This window comes from Pseudomonas sp. ASL3, from assembly GCF_056680425.1.
Genome location: NZ_CM155281.1, coordinates 1,098,720 through 1,118,903 on the forward strand (window position 1 = coordinate 1,098,720; position 20,184 = coordinate 1,118,903).

General features: G+C 57.6%; 17 protein-coding genes. 10 read left to right on the plus strand and 7 right to left on the minus strand.

The window, feature by feature from the left end:
- Positions 1-145: 145 nt before the first annotated feature.
- The 3 genes from AC1MEE_RS04915 to AC1MEE_RS04925 all read right to left on the minus strand — a co-directional run bounded on the left by AC1MEE_RS04915 (position 146) and on the right by AC1MEE_RS04925 (position 2,595).
- Positions 146-805: a response regulator gene (locus AC1MEE_RS04915; RefSeq protein WP_480414142.1), complete on the minus strand. Its 660-nt coding sequence runs from the start codon at positions 803-805 to the stop codon at positions 146-148.
- On the minus strand, positions 802-1,692 hold the full coding sequence (locus tag AC1MEE_RS04920; RefSeq protein WP_480416154.1) for a sensor histidine kinase: 891 nt from the start codon (positions 1,690-1,692) through the stop codon (positions 802-804). The genes AC1MEE_RS04915 and AC1MEE_RS04920 overlap by 4 nt, the downstream gene beginning before the upstream one ends.
- A 399-nt stretch (positions 1,693-2,091) precedes the next feature.
- Positions 2,092-2,595 carry a hypothetical protein gene (locus tag AC1MEE_RS04925; protein WP_480414144.1) on the minus strand — a complete coding sequence of 168 codons (504 nt, stop codon included), beginning with the start codon at positions 2,593-2,595 and terminating at the stop codon, positions 2,092-2,094.
- A gap of 578 nt (positions 2,596-3,173) precedes the next feature.
- Between AC1MEE_RS04925 and AC1MEE_RS04930 the strand changes: the two genes are divergently transcribed.
- Together AC1MEE_RS04930 and AC1MEE_RS04935 are read left to right on the plus strand one after the other, a co-directional pair.
- Positions 3,174-4,103 (plus strand): chemotaxis protein CheV, encoded by a 930-nt coding sequence (locus AC1MEE_RS04930; protein WP_480414146.1) that lies wholly within the window; start codon positions 3,174-3,176, stop codon positions 4,101-4,103.
- Positions 4,104-4,203: 100 nt separating this feature from the next.
- Positions 4,204-5,013: an MOSC domain-containing protein gene (locus AC1MEE_RS04935; protein WP_480414148.1), complete on the plus strand. Its 810-nt coding sequence runs from the start codon at positions 4,204-4,206 to the stop codon at positions 5,011-5,013.
- Between the two features lie 588 nt (positions 5,014-5,601).
- Here the strand turns inward: AC1MEE_RS04935 and AC1MEE_RS04940 are convergent.
- A complete protein-coding gene (locus AC1MEE_RS04940; RefSeq protein WP_480414150.1) occupies positions 5,602-7,530 on the minus strand; it encodes a transglycosylase SLT domain-containing protein in 1,929 nt (642 codons plus the stop codon).
- Between the two features lie 243 nt (positions 7,531-7,773).
- On the opposite strand from AC1MEE_RS04940, the gene AC1MEE_RS04945 reads away from it, so the two are divergent.
- Positions 7,774-9,684: an ATP-binding cassette domain-containing protein gene (locus AC1MEE_RS04945; RefSeq protein ID WP_480414152.1), complete on the plus strand. Its 1,911-nt coding sequence runs from the start codon at positions 7,774-7,776 to the stop codon at positions 9,682-9,684.
- 112 nt (positions 9,685-9,796) lie between these two features.
- Here AC1MEE_RS04945 and AC1MEE_RS04950 read toward each other — a convergent pair whose 3' ends face one another.
- Entirely contained in the window at positions 9,797-10,240 is a 444-nt protein-coding gene (locus AC1MEE_RS04950) for a universal stress protein (protein WP_480414154.1), read from the minus strand.
- Between the two features lie 101 nt (positions 10,241-10,341).
- Here AC1MEE_RS04950 and AC1MEE_RS04955 point away from each other — a divergent pair, with 101 nt between their 5' ends.
- From AC1MEE_RS04955 to AC1MEE_RS04985, 7 genes are all read left to right on the plus strand, one after another.
- Positions 10,342-10,779 carry a hypothetical protein gene (locus AC1MEE_RS04955; RefSeq protein ID WP_480414156.1) on the plus strand — a complete coding sequence of 146 codons (438 nt, stop codon included), beginning with the start codon at positions 10,342-10,344 and terminating at the stop codon, positions 10,777-10,779.
- Between the two features lie 626 nt (positions 10,780-11,405).
- Entirely contained in the window at positions 11,406-13,553 is a 2,148-nt protein-coding gene (fadB, locus tag AC1MEE_RS04960; RefSeq protein WP_480414158.1) for a fatty acid oxidation complex subunit alpha FadB, read from the plus strand.
- A gap of 24 nt (positions 13,554-13,577) precedes the next feature.
- Entirely contained in the window at positions 13,578-14,753 is a 1,176-nt protein-coding gene (gene fadA, locus AC1MEE_RS04965) for an acetyl-CoA C-acyltransferase FadA (RefSeq protein WP_480414161.1), read from the plus strand.
- A 133-nt stretch (positions 14,754-14,886) separates the two neighbouring features.
- Complete coding sequence (locus AC1MEE_RS04970) at positions 14,887-15,123, plus strand: DUF1653 domain-containing protein (RefSeq protein WP_480414163.1); 237 nt, start codon at positions 14,887-14,889, stop codon at positions 15,121-15,123.
- Between the two features lie 114 nt (positions 15,124-15,237).
- Entirely contained in the window at positions 15,238-17,850 is a 2,613-nt protein-coding gene (topA, locus tag AC1MEE_RS04975) for a type I DNA topoisomerase (RefSeq protein ID WP_480414165.1), read from the plus strand.
- A gap of 123 nt (positions 17,851-17,973) precedes the next feature.
- Positions 17,974-18,495 (plus strand): DUF6586 family protein, encoded by a 522-nt coding sequence (locus AC1MEE_RS04980; RefSeq protein WP_480414167.1) that lies wholly within the window; start codon positions 17,974-17,976, stop codon positions 18,493-18,495.
- Between the two features lie 127 nt (positions 18,496-18,622).
- Positions 18,623-18,856 (plus strand): hypothetical protein, encoded by a 234-nt coding sequence (locus AC1MEE_RS04985; RefSeq protein ID WP_322216995.1) that lies wholly within the window; start codon positions 18,623-18,625, stop codon positions 18,854-18,856.
- Positions 18,857-18,870: 14 nt separating this feature from the next.
- On the opposite strand, the gene sulA is transcribed toward AC1MEE_RS04985, so the two are convergent.
- Positions 18,871-19,344 (minus strand): SOS-induced cell division inhibitor SulA, encoded by a 474-nt coding sequence (gene sulA, locus AC1MEE_RS04990; protein WP_480414170.1) that lies wholly within the window; start codon positions 19,342-19,344, stop codon positions 18,871-18,873.
- A gap of 10 nt (positions 19,345-19,354) precedes the next feature.
- Positions 19,355-19,963 (minus strand): transcriptional repressor LexA, encoded by a 609-nt coding sequence (gene lexA, locus AC1MEE_RS04995; protein ID WP_480414171.1) that lies wholly within the window; start codon positions 19,961-19,963, stop codon positions 19,355-19,357.
- Positions 19,964-20,184 lie beyond the last annotated feature (221 nt).

Genomic DNA, 20,184 nt, shown 5'->3' on the forward strand with positions numbered 1-20,184 from the left:
GGGTCTTTAGCTGCTAAAAAATCGAGGCGGTTCCGGGCTTTTTTTGCCCGCTCGGTCAACATCCTTTGCAAGGGGCATTGGCAGCGGATTACTGGAGGATTGTCGTTGCCGGCGCGCTCGCCGCGGCTCGGTACGGCTTAGCGGGTCAGTCGTCGAGACTGATGATCCGCTCCCGCACACAGAACAGCACCAGGCCGGCTACGTCGTAGATCTGCAAACGCTTCATGATTTGCGAGCGATGGGTTTCCACGGTCTTGACGCTCAGGCCCAGGCCGCTGGCGATCTCGCGTGTGGATTTACCGCGCACGATCAGGCGCAGGATTTCCAGTTGGCGCGCGGTCAGGTTGTGATTTTTCACCGGTTCGTGTCGGTTCGCCTGCACGCTGATCAAGGCTTGATTGATCACGGTATGGGCGATGGCGGGGCTCAGGTAGCGTTCGTTATTGCGTAACGCCTCCAGGGCCTGCTCCAGCTCCGTGCCAGTGGCATCCTTGAGCAGGTAACCATGCGCGCCCATCTCCAGCGCCCGCATGATCAACTGCGGATCGGTGTGCATCGACAGAATCAGCACTTTGCTGAGGGGCAGCTCCCGAAGCAGCTTCTCTAACGCGTCCAGGCCATTGGTGTCCTTCATGGAGATATCCAGAAGCGTGATGTCCGGACGCAGTTGTCGGACCAGATCGAGCAGCTGCGCGCCATCGTTGGCCTCACCGATCACGGCGTAGCCAGGAATATCCGAGATCAACGCGCGGACGCCTGCCCTGATCAGCGAGTGGTCATCGACCAGAAGCAAATTGCAGATCATAAACCCTTGCTTTTATTGGCTCGTTCGCGGGCACGGGGTGCCCAGGGAAAAAGTGCTTCGATTTGCGTACCTTTGCCGGGTTGGCTATGAACCGTCAAGGTGCCGCCCAGCAGCGCTATCCGTTCGGCCATACCGGCCATACCGCGCTGACCTTCCAGGCCCGGGTTTTCTGCCGGCGAAAAGCCAAGGCCGTCGTCGGCGATATACAGCAGCAAGCCCTCGGGCGAACGTTGCAAGCGCACCAGCAAATTAACCGCCTGAGCATGACGCAGCATATTGGTGACGGCCTCCTGGGTAATCCGAAACGCAGCAACCGCCATTTCTTCGGGGATGCCCGCCAGGCGCTGGTGACATTCCATGCTCCAGTGCACTGGAGTGTTCCCCAGCGTGCGCAACAGGTGTGCGCGCAAACTGGCTTCCAGCCCCAGACTGGCTAATTGACGAGGATTGAGAATGGCTGACACGTCGCGGACTTTCGCCAGGGTTTCGTCCAGCGTGCTACACAACACCGCACATTGCTTGTGTAACTCGGGTGGCAGACGCCGTTGCAGCCAGTCACTTTGCAGTTTGGCGGCGGTGAGCATTTGGCCAATGTCATCGTGCAATTCGCGGCTGAGCCGATGGCGCTCGGTTTCTTGCACTTCGAGCATGCGTTCGGCCAGTTCCCGGGGTTGGAACCTGATCGAGTTGCCGGACCGTCGCTGGACGTACCAGATGCTGGCGATGGTTGCCAGGTTCAGCGCAAGCAAACCCGCTGGCAATGCCATGGCGGTGAAATAGACCGCGAGGTTGCCAGCGACCGACCCCATGCACAGTAGAGCAGTAAGCCAGCGGGCGTTGTTTTTGCTGAGGGGCCAAAGCTTGAATGACTTGATGCTGGCATACATAGCGGATGGAGCCATTGGATGTTCGCTGCGGATAACCTGTTTCGGCTGCTACAGGTCAGTGTCAGGGAGCTCGACGGTGTCGACGCCTCACCTTTGGATCATCATTCGTCTAGCCAGTAACGGGTCCGGTGACAACCCTGCCTGTGCAACCCGGGAAAAAACTCTGACCCTCAATTCAAGGGCGCTGATCTTACCTTAAATGTCTGAATAATTAAGCGTTTTAGAGGTGGTCGGCAGAAAAACCATGGGCCTGTATATGTCTGATTGGTCAGAAATATGTGTATCGGAAGTGATGCGCAAGTTCGCTATTCAAGGGCGGACAGACAATCAGCACATTAATCTGAAACTTAAAGAATAAAGCGCCCCTTTTTCGAGCACTCATGTTTTTGGCCGGCTGAGTCAAGCGAACCTTGAAGGATCAATACCTTCTGACGCCACAGTGGATTGCAGTTTCAGGGCGGCCGCCCAGCTCTTGAGCGGTACAAGACGTGCCAGTTCCTCTTCGAGCCCGGCGATAACCGCGAACGTGTATAGCAACTCCAGTTGTTCGCTGTCGTCGAGCAAGAGCATGCCCGAATCGGCGTCGACCAGTTCAAGTTGCCAGGCAAGGAGGGTGAAACAGTTTCTGAGGGTGCGCAACGCTTCACCCTGGAGACTGATAAGCGGGTGGGCAAGGCTCAGCAGGCGGTGAATACGCAGGGAAAAGTCGGTGATGTCGTCAAGGGCAAGGGCGTCGCCCTTGTGGGCCAGTGTGAACAGGGTACCGAGCAGACATTCGATGGCATCCTTATCGTTAGTGAATAACTCCAGGTGGCTCAGGCATTCTTCCGACTTGGCGAGAAGTGACTGAGACTCGATCAGAAAATCAGGGAGCGAATGTTGCCACTCTTTGCCGTTCAACATGCTTTATCTCCACAACTCATGGACAGCGAACGTAGATCGCGCTCGGCGAGTGGTTTCAAGTTAATGTTGAAATCAAACGGAAGTCTGTAGTCTATTTCCGAATGTTGTTTTTTGATCATATTCAACGACCCGGTCACCCGCATGTGCAAGCGTGTTGCAACGCGACAGATGAGTCTTTTGCGACCCGTGATGGCAGGCCTTGATAAATGATCAAGGACGGCAACGATCCTCATGGTGTTGCTTGACCACGGTCCCGCGATAGCAAACAAGAGCCTGACTCCATTCATGCAATGAGAATGGTGTCACATTAGTGGCTATTAGATATCACGAATATCAGGTTGGGCCTGATTGTCACTCAGGGTTTCCCCTAGAGAGTGACCCGTCAGTCAGATTCTATGGTGGGATGAACGACGCCGTGAACGGCCGATGTGGTCGCCGAAAAGAAAAATTGAGTAAAGCATGATGCCAATATGACATCAATGGCTTTACGTGGCACTTTGTTGCAATTAAGGTCCTGCTCACTTCAGCCGATAACAGCTTGAGCGCTCTCAACCCGAACCACGTCCCAGGAGTCATTAATGGCCGGCATTCTCGACACGGTAGATCAACGCACGCAGCTGGTGGGTGAGAATCGCCTGGAAATTCTCATGTTTCGCCTGGCTGGGCGGCAATTGTTCGCGATCAACGTGTTCAAAGTTCAGGAGGTCCTGCAGCTGCCGAAGCTGACCCTGATGCCGCAACGTCATCCCTTTGTCTGTGGTGTGGTCAATCTGCGTGGCCAAACGTTACCGGTTATCGACCTTTCCCAGGCCATTGGTATGCGGCCGCTGGTACCGGGGCCGAACAGTACGATCATCGTCACGGAGTACAATCGCTCGGTGCAGGCATTTCTCGTCGGCGGTGTGGATCGCATCGTCAACATGAACTGGGAAGCAATTCTCCCACCACCCGCGAGCGCTGGCCGCCAGCATTACCTGACGGCCATCAGCAAGGTCGATGACCAGTTGGTGGAGATTATCGACGTCGAAAAAGTTCTCGCCGAAATCGTGCCTTACAACGCCAAAGTCTCTCGCGAAAAGCTCCAGGATCCGGTGTTGGAGCGCGCCCGTGGTCGCGAAGTGCTGCTGGTCGATGATTCAAACGTGGCGCTGTCCCAGCTGCGCGATACCTTGTCCCAGCTAGGGGTCAAGATGCACATCGCCCGCGACGGTCTCAAAGCGTTGAATATGCTCAAGGCCTGGGCTGATGCCGGCGAAGTCATGACTGACAAGCTATTGATGATTTTCACCGACGCCGAGATGCCAGAGATGGACGGTTACCGGCTGACGACCGAAATCCGCAACGATCCGCGCTTGCGCCGTCTGTATGTTGTGTTGCACACCTCATTGTCGGGCAGCTTCAACGACTCCATGGTGAAGAAGGTCGGCTGCGACAACTTCCTCTCCAAATTCCAGCCGGATAAATTGGTCGACGTGGTGCGCGAGCGCCTGATGCTGGACCAGGCCTGACGGTTTCCCGGCCACTTTTTAATTTTGTGGGGTGTGTAGGGGTTGTAGTGCGCGATGTCAGCTCGTATAAGTTGGCTCTTTGCCAATCAGGGGGCTGGCCATGTTGCGTCTCAGCGCACTTTATCGATTTCCACTCAAGTCCGGCATGGCCGAACCTCTGCAACAGGCCAGGTTCGATGGACTGGGTCTGTCTGGGGATCGCCGCTGGATGCTGGTGGAGGAGGGCTCCGGGCGCTTCTTTACCCAGCGCGCCATGCCGCAGATGTCGCAGCTGTCGGTGTTGTGGAATGCCGATGGTGGTGTGGCCCTGAATGCGCCTGGCTTCGAAACACTCAATGTCCCCGTGCCCGAAGACACGCCTGCATCGCTACGTGGCGTGACCATCTGGCGCGATACGCTGCGCGTGCCAGACGCGGGTGACGAGGCGGCGCAGTGGCTCAGCGAATTCATGGGCAGGCCCACGCGCATGGTTCACGTGCCGGCCGAGCGCGCTCGCTGGTTGCCCAGTGGTTACGGCACTGTCGACGACAAGGTCGGTTTTGCCGACGGTTTTCCCTTGCTGTTGATTGGCCAGGCCTCTCTGGATGACTTGTCGGCCAAGGTCGGGCGGCCGCTGGAGATGCTGCGTTTCAGGCCGAATCTGGTGGTCGAGGGCAGCGAGGCCTTCGCTGAGGATGGCTGGAAGCGCATCCGCATCGGCGACATCGAATTTCGCCTGCTCAAGGGCTGCTCGCGTTGCATCCTTACCACTATCGATCCAAAGACAGGCGAGCGTTCGCCGGATCGCGAGCCAATGACCACCTTGAAGACTTATCGTGAGCGCGAAGGGGATGTGTGGTTCGGGCAGAACATGGTCAATGACGGCCCTGGCACCCTTGAGGTCGGGATGCCGGTGACTGTTCTGGAGTAGGCGTCAAGCTATTCGCAGCGGGACGCGTAGTTGCAAGCCTGCTGGGAGATGCCGCCCCGTCTTCGACGCTGCGCTGTCGCGCAGCAAACTCGGTCAATTGTAGGAGCGCGCTTGCCCGCGATGGAGCGCGAAGCGGTCCCGAAAATGCTGAGCACAGTTCTATTGCCAGAATCGAGTTCACTGATTTTGCGACTGCTCCGGTCGAGCGCGACTCCGAAGCGATCGCGGGCAAGCGCGCTCCTACAAAATAATCTTTTTATTTCAGCTGGTTATGCATTGTTTGATGAGAGGCCTCGCCGCGTCTTCGACGCTGCGCTGTCGCGCAGCAAACTGGGGCTCGATTCTGCCCGGAGGGCGTAGGAGAGACCGGGACGCGTAGTTTTGTCTGCGAAAAGGGCCGAAGGACCTTCCAGCGGTGGTGAGTTCACTACTTTTGCGAGCGCTTCGGTCGAGCGCGACCCCGGACGGATCGCAGACAAGTCAGCTCCTACAGATTGCGAAAGTTCACTTCATATATTCCAATCACTTACAGGTTGTTTGATGAGGGTAGGCTTGCCTGCGAAAGCATTAGCTCAGGCAGCGAAGCTCTCAAAAATCGTCGAAAAACCGCTCGTGCCAATCCACCAGAGGTTGTGGCGAATTGAGTTTTTCCCCGTAAATCACCGAGTAAGACAGAACGTTCTGCACGTACTGGCGGGTTTCGTCGAACGGAATGGTTTCGACCCAGACATCGAATGCCAGGTGATTCGCGCCCTTGAGCCATTGACGAACCCGAGCAGGGCCGGCGTTATAGGCCGCCGAGGCAAGTACGCGGTTGCCATTGAACTGACTGTGGACCTGGCTCAGGTAAGCAGCGCCCAGCTCGATGTTTTTATCCGGGTCGAACACTTGCTGGGATGACGCCAGTGGAATGTCGAACTTGCGCGCGGTTTCCCTCGCGGTGGTGGGCATCAATTGCATCAAGCCGCTGGCGCCGACGCCGGAGCGCGCGTCGTCCATGAAAGCACTTTCCTGACGGGTAATGGCGAATACCCAACTGGAGTGCAGGCCGCGTACATTGGCTTCACGCACCAGGGTGTCGCGGTGGGCCATCGGGAAACGGATGTCCAGGTCATCCCAGTATTGCGCCTGGCTGATGGTGCGAATGGCTGGAAAGTACCAGTGCATGTCATAGGCCAGCTTGGCTTGAGCGACCATTTCATCACGGTTGAACAGGCGGCTGACGTAGTACCACTCGCGGCGGCCGTCGACGACCTGGCCGCGATCATGGAATTCCAGGGCCCGGCGTATACCGGGCGTATTGCGGACCTTGTTGATGACCTGCTGACTGAGCACCAGCGGTTTGTTGTTCAACTGGTAAGAGGTCTGCGAGCGATCAGCGGCAAGGAAACCATAAAAATCGCGTTCCCTGGACACCGCCTTATACAGCGCTGGCACCAGTGGGCTGGTAGGCTGGGACAGTTCCAGCGCACGCGCCTGCCAGTAACGCCAGCGATTGGTAGTGGCCAGATCCTGCGGCAGCTTGCGCGTCAACTGATAGGCATCGTCCCAGCGACCCAGACGCAGCAGCAGGCGCAAGCGCCATTCGGTGACCGTATTGTCGCGCAAGTCCGGGTCATATTTGGTCATCACCTCCAGCGCCCGGCTATCGAAGCTGCGGGCCAGCGCCAAACCGATTTCCCGGGCGATCGCCACTTGTTCGTCGCGCGAGAAGTGCATGCGCGCCGAGTAGCCGTCGAGCATGTCCAGGGCTCTCTGCGGATCTTGCTTGGCCAGACGACGCAGGCCAAGGCCGACCACGTCGGACATGGCTTCATCGGCCGGAGTGAAGCGCGAAGGGTCGTTGAGCAATTCAGGTTTCTGCGCGACTGCGATCAGCATTTTGCCTTGCGGGGCGAGGGTCACGAGGCTGTCGACCAAGGACGTGGCCAGGCTGTAATTGCGCGCTGCGGCGGCCAGCTTGGCACGCTGCCAGCGTTTCTGTTCTGGCAACTGGCCTTCGGCCGCCCAGCGCGCAAACAATGCGTCGCACGCCTCAGGTTGGGTCTTGCCGGTCATCCACAGTTTTTCGGCGTTGGCGTAGCCTTCGGCGCGCAGGTTGTGGCCCAGCTGGTATTGGCCGTACAGGCAGTCGAGTTCGGTGAAGTTGAGCTTGGGGTCGTAATACTTGACGAAGGGCTGCCAGTCACCGCGTTCGGCCAGCCAGCGCAACCAGCGCAATTTCATCCAGTTGGTCTGGGGCAGGTCGCCGTGGTCCGCGAGAAACTTTTCAATCTCCGGATTGCTCGCGGTCTTGAGCCGCGCGGTCAGTTCGTCATATTCCAGATACGGTTCCAGCGGATAATCGGCAAGTGCCTGGCTGTAAGCCATATAGGGGCCGGAGTCGCCTCTGGCCAGCGCGCGTTTTGCCTCGTCGTAATACTGACGCTGTAGGGTGAGGTCTACTGCCTGAACTGACTGGACTGCGGTAGCAGAGAGAAGCAGGCAGGATAAAAGACTGAGCAAACGACTGCGCATGAGACTTCCGTGCAGATGAATCGGGAAAAGTGTTTGTAGCTTAGCCGTTTGCCAGCTCCGGGTGAAAGCATTGCTGACCGACACACTGTTACAGACATATTTTCCCGTGCTTTTCTCTTCATATTTAAAAAGTAAGGGAGCAAGGAGTCATTTGCGTTCAGCGGCGCCAGCTCGATCGTCATTGAATGCCAACATGCCCCGGGTATCTCAGGTAGAATGCGCCCCCGGTTTTTGGAGAAGCTCATGACCCTGCTCAAATTCAGCGATGTGTCCCTTGCTTTCGGCGCTATGCCGTTGTTGGACAAGGTGTCCTGGCAGATCGCCCGTGGTGAGCGGGTGTGCATCATCGGCCGTAACGGCACTGGCAAGTCCAGCATGTTGAAGCTGGTCAAAGGCGTACAAAAGCCTGATGACGGCTCCGTGTGGCGCGCTCCTGGCCTGAAAATTGGCGAACTGCCGCAGGAATTGCCGGTGGCCGACGAGCGGACAGTGTTCGACGTGGTCGCTGAAGGCCTGGACGGCGTTGGGGCGCTGCTCGCCGAATACCATCACCTGAGCCAGAACATCGTTACCGCTGAGGATCTGGACAAACTGATGCATGTCCAGCACGACCTTGAGTCCCGCGACGGCTGGCGTCTGCAGCAATTGGTCGATAGCACGTTGAGCCGCCTGCAATTGCCGGCCGACAAAACCCTGGCCGAGCTGTCCGGAGGCTGGCGTCGCCGGGTGCTGTTGGCTCAGGCGTTGGTGTCCGAGCCCGATCTGCTGCTGCTCGACGAACCGACCAACCACTTGGATATCGGCGCGATCGCCTGGCTTGAAGAGGCCTTGATGGGCTTCCAGGGCGCGGTTCTGTTCATTACCCACGACCGGTCCTTCCTGCAGAATCTGGCAACGCGCATTCTGGAGCTGGACCGCGGCGGCCTGATCGACTGGAACGGCGACTACGCCAGCTTCCTCGTGCACAAAGAAGCCCAGTTGGCCGCTGAAGAAACCGCCAACGCGCTGTTCGACAAGCGGCTGGCCCAGGAAGAGGTCTGGATCCGCCAGGGCATCAAGGCGCGCCGTACCCGTAACGAAGGCCGCGTGCGTGCCTTGAAAGAATTGCGGGTGGAACGCAGTGAGCGCCGCGAGCGCACTGGCAAGGCCAACATTCAGCTGGATACAGCCGACAAGTCCGGCAAGCAAGTGATGGTGCTCGATAACGTCAGCTTCGCTCACCCAGGCGGCCCGTTCCTGATCAAGGACTTCTCCATGGTCCTGCAGCGCGAGGACCGTATTGGTCTGCTGGGGGCCAACGGTACCGGCAAAACCACCTTGCTCAAGCTGATGCTGGACAGCCTGCAGCCCACCAGCGGCAGTGTGGAAGTGGGTACACGTCTGGACGTGGCTTATTTCGATCAGTTGCGTCACCAGCTCGATCTGGAAAAAACCGTGATCGACAACGTGGCCGAAGGTCGCGATTTCATCGATATCGACGGCCAGAGCCGGCATGTGCTGAGCTACCTGGGCGACTTCCTGTTCAGTCCGCAACGCGCGCGTACGCCGGTGAAGGCGCTGTCCGGCGGCGAGCGTGCTCGTCTGTTGCTGGCCAAGCTGTTCAGCAAACCAGCGAACCTGCTGGTACTCGACGAACCGACCAACGACCTGGACGTGGAAACCCTCGAGCTGCTTGAAGAGGTGCTTCTGACGTTCAAAGGCACCGTATTGATGGTCAGTCACGACCGGGCATTCCTCGACAACGTCGTGACCAGCACCCTGGTTTTCGAAGGCGAAGGCAAGGTTCGTGAATACGTCGGCGGGTATCAGGACTGGCTGCGTCAGGGTGGCTCACCACGTCTGTTAGGCGTGACTGAGAACAAATCCGGTAAAGCCGAGCTGGCGACTGCGGTTGTTGCTGCGGCGCCCGTGGCGGCCCAGGAAATGCCGGTGGCCAAGAAGAAGCTCAGCTACAAGCTGCAACGCGAGCTGGAAGCTTTGCCAGCGCAAATCGACGACGTAGAAGCACAAATGGCCACCTTGACCGCCGAAATGGCTGGCGCAGGTTTCTACCAGCGTCCAGCCGAACAGACCGCTGCGGTGCTGGCGCAATTGGAAAACCTGCAAGCGCAACTCGATGTATTGCTGGAGCGTTGGGCCGAGCTGGACGCCTGAGGCGAGTTGCTTAGCTGAACTGAATAAAAAGCCCGGCGCCATTTGCAGAGAAAATGGTCTGGGCTTTTTGCTGAAGGCGAGGTTACCCTCCGCCTTCGGATTCAGAGTCGGTTCACTCAGTCCCGCGCTTCAGGCGCACGGCAAGAACGTCGCACGGCGCACCGTGGAGAACGTCATTGGCGGTCGAGCCGAGCAGCAGTGCCAGGCCGTGGCGGCCATGGCTGCCGACCACGATCAGGTCGCAGTTCTGCGCTTTGGCCAGTTGATGGATTTCTTGCCGGGGCTGACCGTAGGTCAGATGACTGTCGGCGGTTTTGATTTCCGGGTACTTCAGTTTCAGGGCGTTGAGTTTTTCCTTGGCCTGGTCGAACTGCTGTTGTTGCAACTGGGAAAGATCCATCGGTACATCGCCACCAAAGGCCATGGCCATGGGTTCTACGATGTGCACCAGGGACAGTTTGGCAGCATTGCTGACGGCCAGTTCGCGAGCGCGGCGGATGACGGGATCGCACTCTTCGGTGAGGTCGACGGCGACCAGAATATGTTCGTAGGGCATGAGGAGTACCTCTTGAGGATTGCGACAGCCTTGAGTATGGCTCTTTTCACGCACAACTGGGTGCGCCGTTAATTTGATAATTACTTCTGGGAATAAGAAATATGACGGTCTGGATAGTACTGTCAATCCTTGCGCTGATCCTGAGCCCCCTTGCATGGTTGCGACCTTCGCGCCAGCAGAGCGGGAAAATGGCTCTGCGCATGGAGGCGCGGCGCATTGGCCTGGGCATGCAGTTGGCGCCTCAGGAGTGGCCGCACTGGCTGCCCAAAGAGCCACCAAGCCCCTGCGCGCAATACCACAGCCCTCGCCGCAGTGAGCAGGCAGCCAGCTGGGTCTATTGGCAAACCGTACCGGGGATCTGGCTCAATCAATGGCGCGAGCCTTGTGAGGATGCGTTGCTGATGGTTCAGTTCAGCACACTTCCTGCTGACGTGTTCAAGGTCGAGGCCGGCAAGCAAATGATTGCCTTATATTGGGCCGAGCGTGGCGAGCCTGAAATATTGCAACGTATTGCCGCCGTACTCAAAGCGCTGGCCTGATAACCCTGGCACCTAATGGCGATTAGCCATTTTACCGGTGTGCAGGCGATAAAAAGCCCGACAACAACATCGGGCCAGGGTTGGCCAGGCAGGCCGATAATCTGTAGCGATCCCCGGTGCAAAGCAGGGGAAAGCACTGTGCAGGGGGCGTTGTTGTCGGCGGTTTTGCCGAGCCTGAAGCACCTGTGCGCTGAATGTAGACCGTCCTGGTGAGTTTGTCGCTGTCACGCCTCTTTTTTATCCGCCTGGGTCCATGCCGCCCCGAAAAGGTGCAGGGTTTGCCTCAAACTTTGCATCATAAGCGGCATGAATATTCCTCTATCAAGCGTGCATCAAATCCGTAACAAGCACGGAGGGAGAATCGTGCACACACACAATTTGCCGCTTTCATTGGTGTTTTGTGGAATTGACAATTGCCGGGAATTCCGTGATGGTGTCCGTACCCAAATCAAACGGGCGTATGAATTGAGCGTTTGCATTGTCAGAACGCTCTTACAGAATCCCGACTATCGCGTCGGCGGGTGGGTCTGGCGGTTTGGCGTTAGCATCGACGGCAACGTCGTAGTCACGCCGGTCTCTAGTGTCCGACGCGTATTGTTCAGCTTCCATATCGTGGAGATCAGTTGATGATTTACGAAGGTAAAGCCATCACGGTTAAGGCTCTTGAAAGTGGCATCGTCGAATTGAATTTCGATCTCAAGGGTGAGTCCGTCAACAAGTTCAACCGTCTAACCCTCAACGACCTGCGTCAGGCCGTTGATACCATCAAGGCAGATGGTTCGATCAAGGGCGTGATCGTCACCAGCGGCAAGGACGTCTTTATCGTCGGCGCCGATATCACCGAGTTCGTCGACAACTTCAAGTTGCCGGATGCAGAGCTGGTGGCTGGCAACCTCGAAGCCAACAAAATCTTCAGCGACTTTGAAGACCTCGGTGTTCCAACCGTCGCGGCCATCAATGGCATCGCGTTGGGCGGTGGTTTCGAAATGTGCCTGGCGGCGGACTTTCGCGTCATGTCCAGCAGCGCCAAAATCGGTCTGCCTGAAGTCAAACTCGGTATCTATCCAGGTTTCGGCGGCACCGTTCGTCTGCCGCGCATCATCGGTGCCGACAACGCCATCGAGTGGATCGCTTCCGGCAAGGAAAACCGTGCTGAGGACGCCCTAAAAGTAGGCGCGGTCGATGCGGTAGTCGCCCCTGAGAAGCTGCTCGATGCTGCGCTGGATCTGATCAAACGCGCCATTTCCGGCGAGTTCGATCACAAGGCCAGGCGTCAGCCGAAGCTGGACAAGCTCAAGCTCAATGCCATCGAACAAATGATGGCGTTCGAAACCGCCAAGGGCTTCGTTGCGGGTCAAGCCGGCCCGAACTACCCGGCACCGGTCGAAGCGATCAAGACCATCCAGAAAGCCGCCAACTTTGGCCGTGACAAGGCGCTGGAAGTCGAAGCCGCCGGTTTCGTCAAAATGGCCAAGACGTCTGCCGCGCAGAGCCTGATCGGTTTGTTCCTGAACGATCAGGAACTGAAGAAAAAAGCCAAGATCTACGATGAAGCCGCTAAAGACGTGAAGCAGGCGGCCGTACTCGGCGCTGGCATCATGGGCGGCGGTATTGCTTATCAGTCGGCTGTCAAAGGCACGCCGATCCTGATGAAAGACATCCGCGAAGACGCCATTCAATTGGGTCTGAACGAAGCGTCCAAACTGCTGGGCAACCGTGTCGACAAAGGCCGTCTGACGGCCGCGAAGATGGCTGTCGCCCTCAACGCGATTCGTCCGACCCTGTCCTACGGTGATTTCGGTACCGTCGACTTTGTCGTCGAAGCCGTGGTCGAGAACCCTAAGGTCAAGCAAGCGGTATTGGCTGAAGTCGAAGGCCAGGTCAAGGAAGACACCATTCTGGCGTCGAACACCTCGACCATTTCCATCAGCCTGCTAGCCAATGCCCTCAAGCGTCCGGAAAACTTCGTCGGCATGCACTTCTTCAACCCGGTACACATGATGCCGCTGGTCGAAGTCATCCGCGGCGAGAAGTCCAGCGAAGTTGCCGTCGCGACCGCCGTGGCCTACGCCAAGAAAATAGGCAAGAACCCGATCGTGGTCAACGACTGCCCGGGCTTCCTGGTCAACCGTGTGCTGTTCCCTTACTTCGGCGGTTTCGCCAAGTTGATCAGTGCCGGCGTGGACTTCGTTCGCATCGACAAAGTCATGGAGAAATTCGGCTGGCCAATGGGCCCGGCGTACCTGATGGACGTGGTCGGCATCGACACCGGCCACCACGGCCGCGATGTCATGGCTGAAGGTTTCCCTGATCGGATGAAGGACGATCGTCGTTCGGCTGTAGACGTGCTTTACGAAGCCAATCGTCTGGGCCAGAAGAACGGCAAGGGCTTCTATGCCTACGAAATGGACAAGAAGGGCAAGCCGAAGAAAGTCGCCGACGCGGCTGTGCTTGAAGTGCTCAAGCCGATTATCTATGAGCAGCGTGAAGTGTCCGACGACGACATCATCAACTGGTTGATGATTGCGCTGTGCCTGGAAACGGTTCGTTGCCTGGAAGACGGCATCGTCGAAACCGCCGCCGAAGCCGATATGGGCTTGATCTACGGCATTGGTTTCCCTCCATTCCGTGGCGGCGCACTGCGTTACATCGATTCGATCGGTGTCGCGGAATTCGTTGCCCTGGCTGACAAATATGCTGATCTGGGCGCCTTGTACCACCCCACCGCGAAGCTGCGTGAGATGGCTGAAAACGGCCAGAGCTTCTTCGGTTAAGCGCCCAACGACTGAGAGGAATTTATGAGCTTGAATCCGAGAGACGTCGTGATTGTCGACTTTGGTCGCACCCCGATGGGCCGCTCCAAGGGTGGCATGCACCGTAATACCCGCGCTGAAGATATGTCCGCGCACCTGATCAGCAAGCTGCTGGAGCGCAACGTCAAGGTCGATCCGGCGGAAGTCGAAGACGTGATCTGGGGCTGCGTGAACCAGACCATGGAGCAGGGCTGGAACATCGCCCGCATGGCGTCGCTACTGACCCAGATCCCGCACACCTCGGCTGCGCAAACGGTCAGCCGCCTGTGTGGCTCGTCCATGAGCGCGCTGCATACCGCTGCGCAAGCGATCATGACCGGTAATGGTGATGTGTTCGTAGTCGGCGGTGTCGAGCACATGGGCCACGTCAGCATGATGCATGGCGTAGACCCGAACCCGCACATGTCGCTGTACGCCGCCAAGGCGTCGGGCATGATGGGCCTGACCGCGGAAATGCTCGGCAAAATGCATGGCATCACCCGTGAGGCGCAAGACGCTTTCGGTGTGCGTTCGCACCAGTTGGCGCACAAGGCAACGATTGAAGGCAAGTTCAAGGACGAAATCATCCCGATGCAAGGGTATGACGAGAACGGCTTCCTGAAAATGTTCGACTACGACGAAACCATTCGTCCGGAAACGACCCTGGAAAGTCTTGCAGCCTTGAAGCCTGCCTTCAACCCGAAAGGTGGCACCGTGACAGCGGGGACTTCCTCGCAAATCACTGACGGCGCATCGTGCATGATTGTGATGTCCGCACAGCGTGCGCAAGACCTCGGCATCCAGCCTATGGCGGTCATCCGCTCCATGGCGGTGGCAGGTGTGGACCCGGCAATCATGGGCTATGGTCCAGTACCGGCTACACAAAAAGCTTTGAAACGTGCAGGTCTGAACATTGCCGATATCGACTTCTTCGAGCTCAACGAAGCTTTCGCAGCACAGGCCCTGCCAGTGCTGAAAGATTTGAAAGTTCTCGACAAGATGAACGAGAAGGTTAACCTGCACGGCGGCGCAATCGCTCTGGGCCATCCATTTGGATGTTCTGGTGCGCGTATTTCCGGCACGTTGCTGAACGTCATGAAGCAGAATGGCGGTAACCTTGGGGTTGCTACCATGTGCATCGGCCTCGGTCAGGGTATTGCCACCGTCTTCGAACGCGTCTAAAGGTTCGAGTGATGGAAGCCGGGGCCTTGTGCCCCGGTTTTTGTTTTTCTGAAGAACTGCTTTCCTGAAGCGCTATTTTTCTGAAAAGTTGTTTTTCAATTTTTATTTCGGTTTTATTTTCGAGGGCAGCAACATGCAGTTACAGCCTGGACTCTATCGCCATTACAAGGGCCCTGAGTACCGTGTATTCAGTGTTGCCCGGCATTCCGAAACCGAAGAGGAAATGGTGTTCTATCAGGCGCTCTATGGCGATTACGGCCTGTGGGTGCGCCCCCTGAGCATGTTTCTCGAATCCGTCGAGGTTGACGGCGAGCAAGTGCCGCGTTTTGCTTTGGTTCAGGCTGAACCGAGCCTGTTTTCAAGGCCTTGAGCCGAGATCGCGCAGTAGCCTGTGCTTGACCTCACCTTATTGCCACTATATATAGCGGTGCCTCGACAGGCTCCAACCGCCTTTCATTTCTAGAATTCAGGAATTTTCTGATCCATGGGCAAATCGCTGGTCATTGTGGAATCCCCGGCTAAGGCCAAGACCATCAACAAGTACTTGGGTAACGAGTACGTGGTGAAGTCGAGTATCGGCCATATCCGAGACCTGCCCACCAGCGGTTCGGCTAGCGCCAGCAAAGAGCCGGCCGCCAAGCGCGGGAAGGCTGCTGCGGGTGAAGTGCCCCTGCTGACGCCGAAGGAAAAGGCCAAGCGTCAGTTGGTCTCGCGGATGGGCGTCGATCCTGATCACGGCTGGAAAGCCAAGTACGAGATCCTTCCTGGTAAAGAGAAGGTGATCGAAGAGCTGCGCCGGCTCGCCAAGGATGCTGACATCATCTATCTCGCAACCGACTTGGATCGCGAGGGGGAAGCCATTGCCTGGCACTTGCGCGAAGCCATTGGTGGTGACGACAGCCGCTACAAGCGCGTGGTGTTCAACGAAATCACCAAGAAAGCGATTCAGGAAGCCTTCTCCAGGCCGGGCGAGCTGGATATCGATCGGGTCAACGCCCAGCAGGCGCGTCGCTTCCTCGACCGTGTCGTGGGCTACATGGTGTCGCCTCTGCTGTGGCAGAAGATTGCCCGTGGCCTGTCCGCAGGTCGGGTGCAATCGGTCGCGGTAAAACTGGTGGTGGAACGTGAGCGCGAAATTCGTGCGTTCAACCCCGAAGAATACTGGGAAATCCACGCTGACCTCGGCACTGCCAAGGGCGCCAACGTGCGTTTCGAAGTCGCTCGCGAAAACGGCGAAGCGTTCAAACCGCTGAACGAAACCCAGGCCATGGCTGCGCTGGAGAAGCTCAAGGCTTCCAGCTACAGCATCGTCAAGCGTGAAGACAAGCCAACCAGCAGCAAGCCTTCCGCACCGTTTATCACGTCGACCCTGCAACAGGCTGCGAGCAACCGCCTGGGCTATGGCGTGAAGAAAACCATGATGATGGCCCAGCGCTTGTATGAAGCCGGCTACATCACTTACATGCGTACCGACTCGACCAACCTGTCGGTCGACGCGGTGACCATGGCGCGCAGCTACATCGAAACCGAGTTCGGCAAGAAGTACCTGCCTGAATCGCCAAACGTCTACAGCAGCAAAGAGGGCGCACAAGAGGCGCACGAAGCGATTCGTCCGTCTGACGTCAACACCCACCCGAGCAAGCTGACGGGCATGGAACGTGACGCTGAGCGCCTCTACGAGCTGATCTGGCGCCAATTCGTCGCGTGCCAGATGCCACCGGCGCAATACCTGTCGACCACCGTCAGCGTCGCTGCCGGGACCTTCGAGCTGCGCGCCAAGGGCCGCATCCTCAAGTTCGACGGTTACACCCGTGTCATGCCGCAGATGGCCAAGCCGGGCGACGACGATGTGTTGCCGGACATGGGGCAGGGCGACAACCTGAAACTGAACAAGCTCGATCCAAGCCAGCACTTCACCAAGCCGCCTGCGCGTTACTCTGAAGCAAGCCTGGTCAAGGAAATGGAAAAACGTGGTATTGGCCGTCCATCGACCTACGCCGCGATCATCTCGACCATCCAGGATCGTGGTTACGTGGCGCTGCATAACCGCCGCTTCTACTCCGAAAAAATGGGCGACATCGTTACCGAGCGCTTGTCTGAAAGCTTCTCCAATCTGATGGATTACGGCTTCACCGCCGGCATGGAAGAGAACCTCGATGACGTCGCTCAAGGTCAACGCGACTGGAAGAGCGTGCTCGACGAGTTCTACGGTGACTTCAAGAAAAAGCTCGAAGTAGCCGAAGCACCTGACAGCGGCATGCGCTCCAACCAACCGGTGATGACTGACATCGAGTGTAAGGTCTGCGGGCGCCCGATGCAGATTCGTACTGCTTCGACCGGGGTTTTCCTCGGTTGCTCCGGCTACAGCCTGCCGCCCAAAGAACGTTGCAAAGCGACCATCAACCTGACCCCCGGCGACGAAATTGCCGAGGATGACGAAGGTGAGTCTGAATCGCGTGTACTGCGCGGCAAGCACCGCTGCCACATCTGCAACACGGCCATGGACGCTTACCTGCTGGATGAAAAGCGCAAGCTGCACATCTGCGGTAATAACCCTGATTGCGCGGGTTATGAAATCGAAGAGGGCACTTACCGGATCAAGGGTTATGAAGGCCCGAGCCTGGAGTGCGACAAGTGCGGCAGCGAAATGCAGCTCAAGACCGGCCGCTTCGGCAAGTTCTTCGGTTGCACCAACCCGGACTGCAAGAACACTCGCAAGCTGCTGAAAAGCGGCGAAGCAGCGGGGCCGAAGATGGACCCGGTGAAGATGCCCGAACTCAAATGCGAGAAGGTCACCGACACGTATATCCTGCGTGACGGCGCTTCGGGCCTGTTCCTGGCGGCGAGCCAGTTCCCGAAAAATCGCGAGACCCGCGCACCCCTGGTGATCGAGATCGTGCCGCACAAAGACGAGATCGATCCGAAGTACCATTTCCTCTGCGAGGCGCCGAAGAAAGATCCAGACGGGCGTCCGGCGGTGATTCGTTACAGCCGCAAAACCAAAGAGCAATATGTACAGACCGAAGTGGAAGGCAAGCCGACAGGCTGGCGGGCGTTCTATGATGGCAAGGCCTGGAAGGTCGAAGACAAGCGTTGATGATTTGCACCTGACAGGTAGTGTCAGGTGTGAGTCGGTTGTCTGATGCTGGCTCGCCCGGTGTGCCTTAAGCGCGTTGCGCGAGCCAGATTTGCTTTAAGTTTTGTTATGGAGAGTGCCGCCATGGCCCATGAGCTCTATACCCGCACCAACCAGAAAATTTATTTCGCCGGGCTCGCCCTCGAAGCGCTGGCCAAGGCTGAGGAAAGCCAGGCGATGAATGCTCAGGCGCTGGTTCAGGCTGAGCGTGAGTCCGCGCTGTTTCACCTGTACGGCGCCTTGCTCGGCTTGTGCCATGAGGTCGCAGGCTTCTATCGCTTGCCTCAAGCCAATGCGCCACGGGCAGAGCTGTTGCTGACCAAGGAAGTGCTGGACGCTATCGCTATCCCGGAAATGGCCGAGCTGGTCGAATTGGCGCAGCATTCGGAAACCTGGCTGGCGCAGTTGCTGGCGGCCTACAACGCGCTGTTCCAGCCACCGCGTGCACCGAAGAAGGTCAAGGGTGACGTTACCAAACCGATGATCATTGCCGTCAACCTGGATGACGAGCCGGTGCCTGAGTTGAGCCGCGAAGAAATGGAGAGTTGGCGCCAGCAGCTCAAAAGCCTGACAATTCGTTTTCGCGAAGGGCTGAGCGAATGCTGATTGATCGATGGGCCAGGGCCAGGCCTGTTGACGTTTGGTGACGCGGTTCGCCACCAAACGTCAACAGGCCCTAGGGGCTGAGTCGACTGGCTGATACAATGTCGCCTTTCGTGGAGAACAGATCCCTATGCCAACGTCTTTTTTAGAAATCGTCGAGTTGCCCGACGGCCGTATCGAGCTGCGCCGTGCTGAGGACGAGGGTTCCTTGGTCACCCTGGACTTTTCTGCTGATGCCAAGGTCTTCCTGCAAGGCCAGCACGTAGAAATTGCTAAAGCCATGCTGAGCGTCGGCGTGCAGATGGCCGGGCGTCTTGCGGAAGGTGATCTTGATAAGCATGATGGCCCGCGCGTTCTTCATTGATCGCGGGCTGATCGTCAGCCCAGCCGAATATTCAAGCTTTGCGCGTCTCCCGTCCTTGCAGCGCTGATCAATTGTTGGCGCGCCACGGCATTGATCGGATTGATCCAGCTGACAACCGTATGGCTGCGGCCCAATCGCAGGGCTTCGCAGGTCAATTGCAGTGCGCTTTGCGTACCGCGTGGTTGCAATAGAAGAATCCGCTCACGATTAAGCCCCGCATCACGCAACCAGGCCTGAGTCAGGCTCGACGGTGGCGCAATCAAGGTCAGCCAGCGTGCATCCTGGTCTTGACTCAACTCCCGCAAGATCGGCGCCAGAAGGTTCAGACAGTTCCCGGCCGCGCCACGCAATGACAGCTCACTAAAAGCTTCTGGCTCGGTGTTCCAGGGCGTTTCGACCACTTCTTTAAGTAGCGGGGCGATGGGCTGTGCCATGAATGCCTCGAACAGTGGTAATTGTGCATGCTGTGGGGTTTGGGGGAACTGCATAACGTCTCCTTTAGCGGCGAATGACGCCGACGCTCAGGCCTTCGATCACCAGATCCTGATCTTTGAGGTTCACTTCGATAGGGGCGAAATCGGGGTTCTCGGCAATCAGCCAGACTTTATTGCCCTCACGCTTGAAGCGTTTTACCGTGACTTCATCGCCGATCCGCGCCACGACGATCTGGCCATTGCGGGCTTCGCGACAGGTGTGTACGGCAATCAGGTCGCCATCAAGGATGCCGACGTCCTTCATGCTCATGCCATGTACGCGCAGTAGATAGTCCGCGCTCGGATGGAAGAACGCCGGGTTGATGTTGCAGGACTCTTCGATATGTTGCTGCGCCAGAATCGGTGCGCCAGCCGCGACGCGCCCGATAATCGGCAGGCTGCTTTCTTCGGACTTGGTTTCGAAGCCTGGAATGCGAATGCCCCGCGAGGCGCCCGGGGTCATTTCGATAGCGCCTTTGCGCGCCAGGGCCTTGAGGTGTTCTTCCGCCGCGTTGGGCGACTTGAAGCCCAGTTCCTGAGCGATTTCCGCACGGGTCGGTGGGTAGCCGTTGTCTTCGAGGCAGCGTTTGATGAAACCCAGAATCTCGGCTTGGCGTGGCGTCAGTTTTAGCATGTTGATCGCTCTGTCTTTTTATACAGTGACTGGGATTATATACAGTGATTGCGTCTTGGCAATCGTCCTTTTTAGTCAGGCCGCTGGACGGTCTTCTGCAGACTGTCGGGAGGCGATCCGGGGGCGATAAGTCGCAGGGTGGCTACAGGTTCCGGCTGATATGATTTAATGCATGACTGACCAGCCAGAAAACGGACGGGCAGGGTTGACAAAAGGTCCAT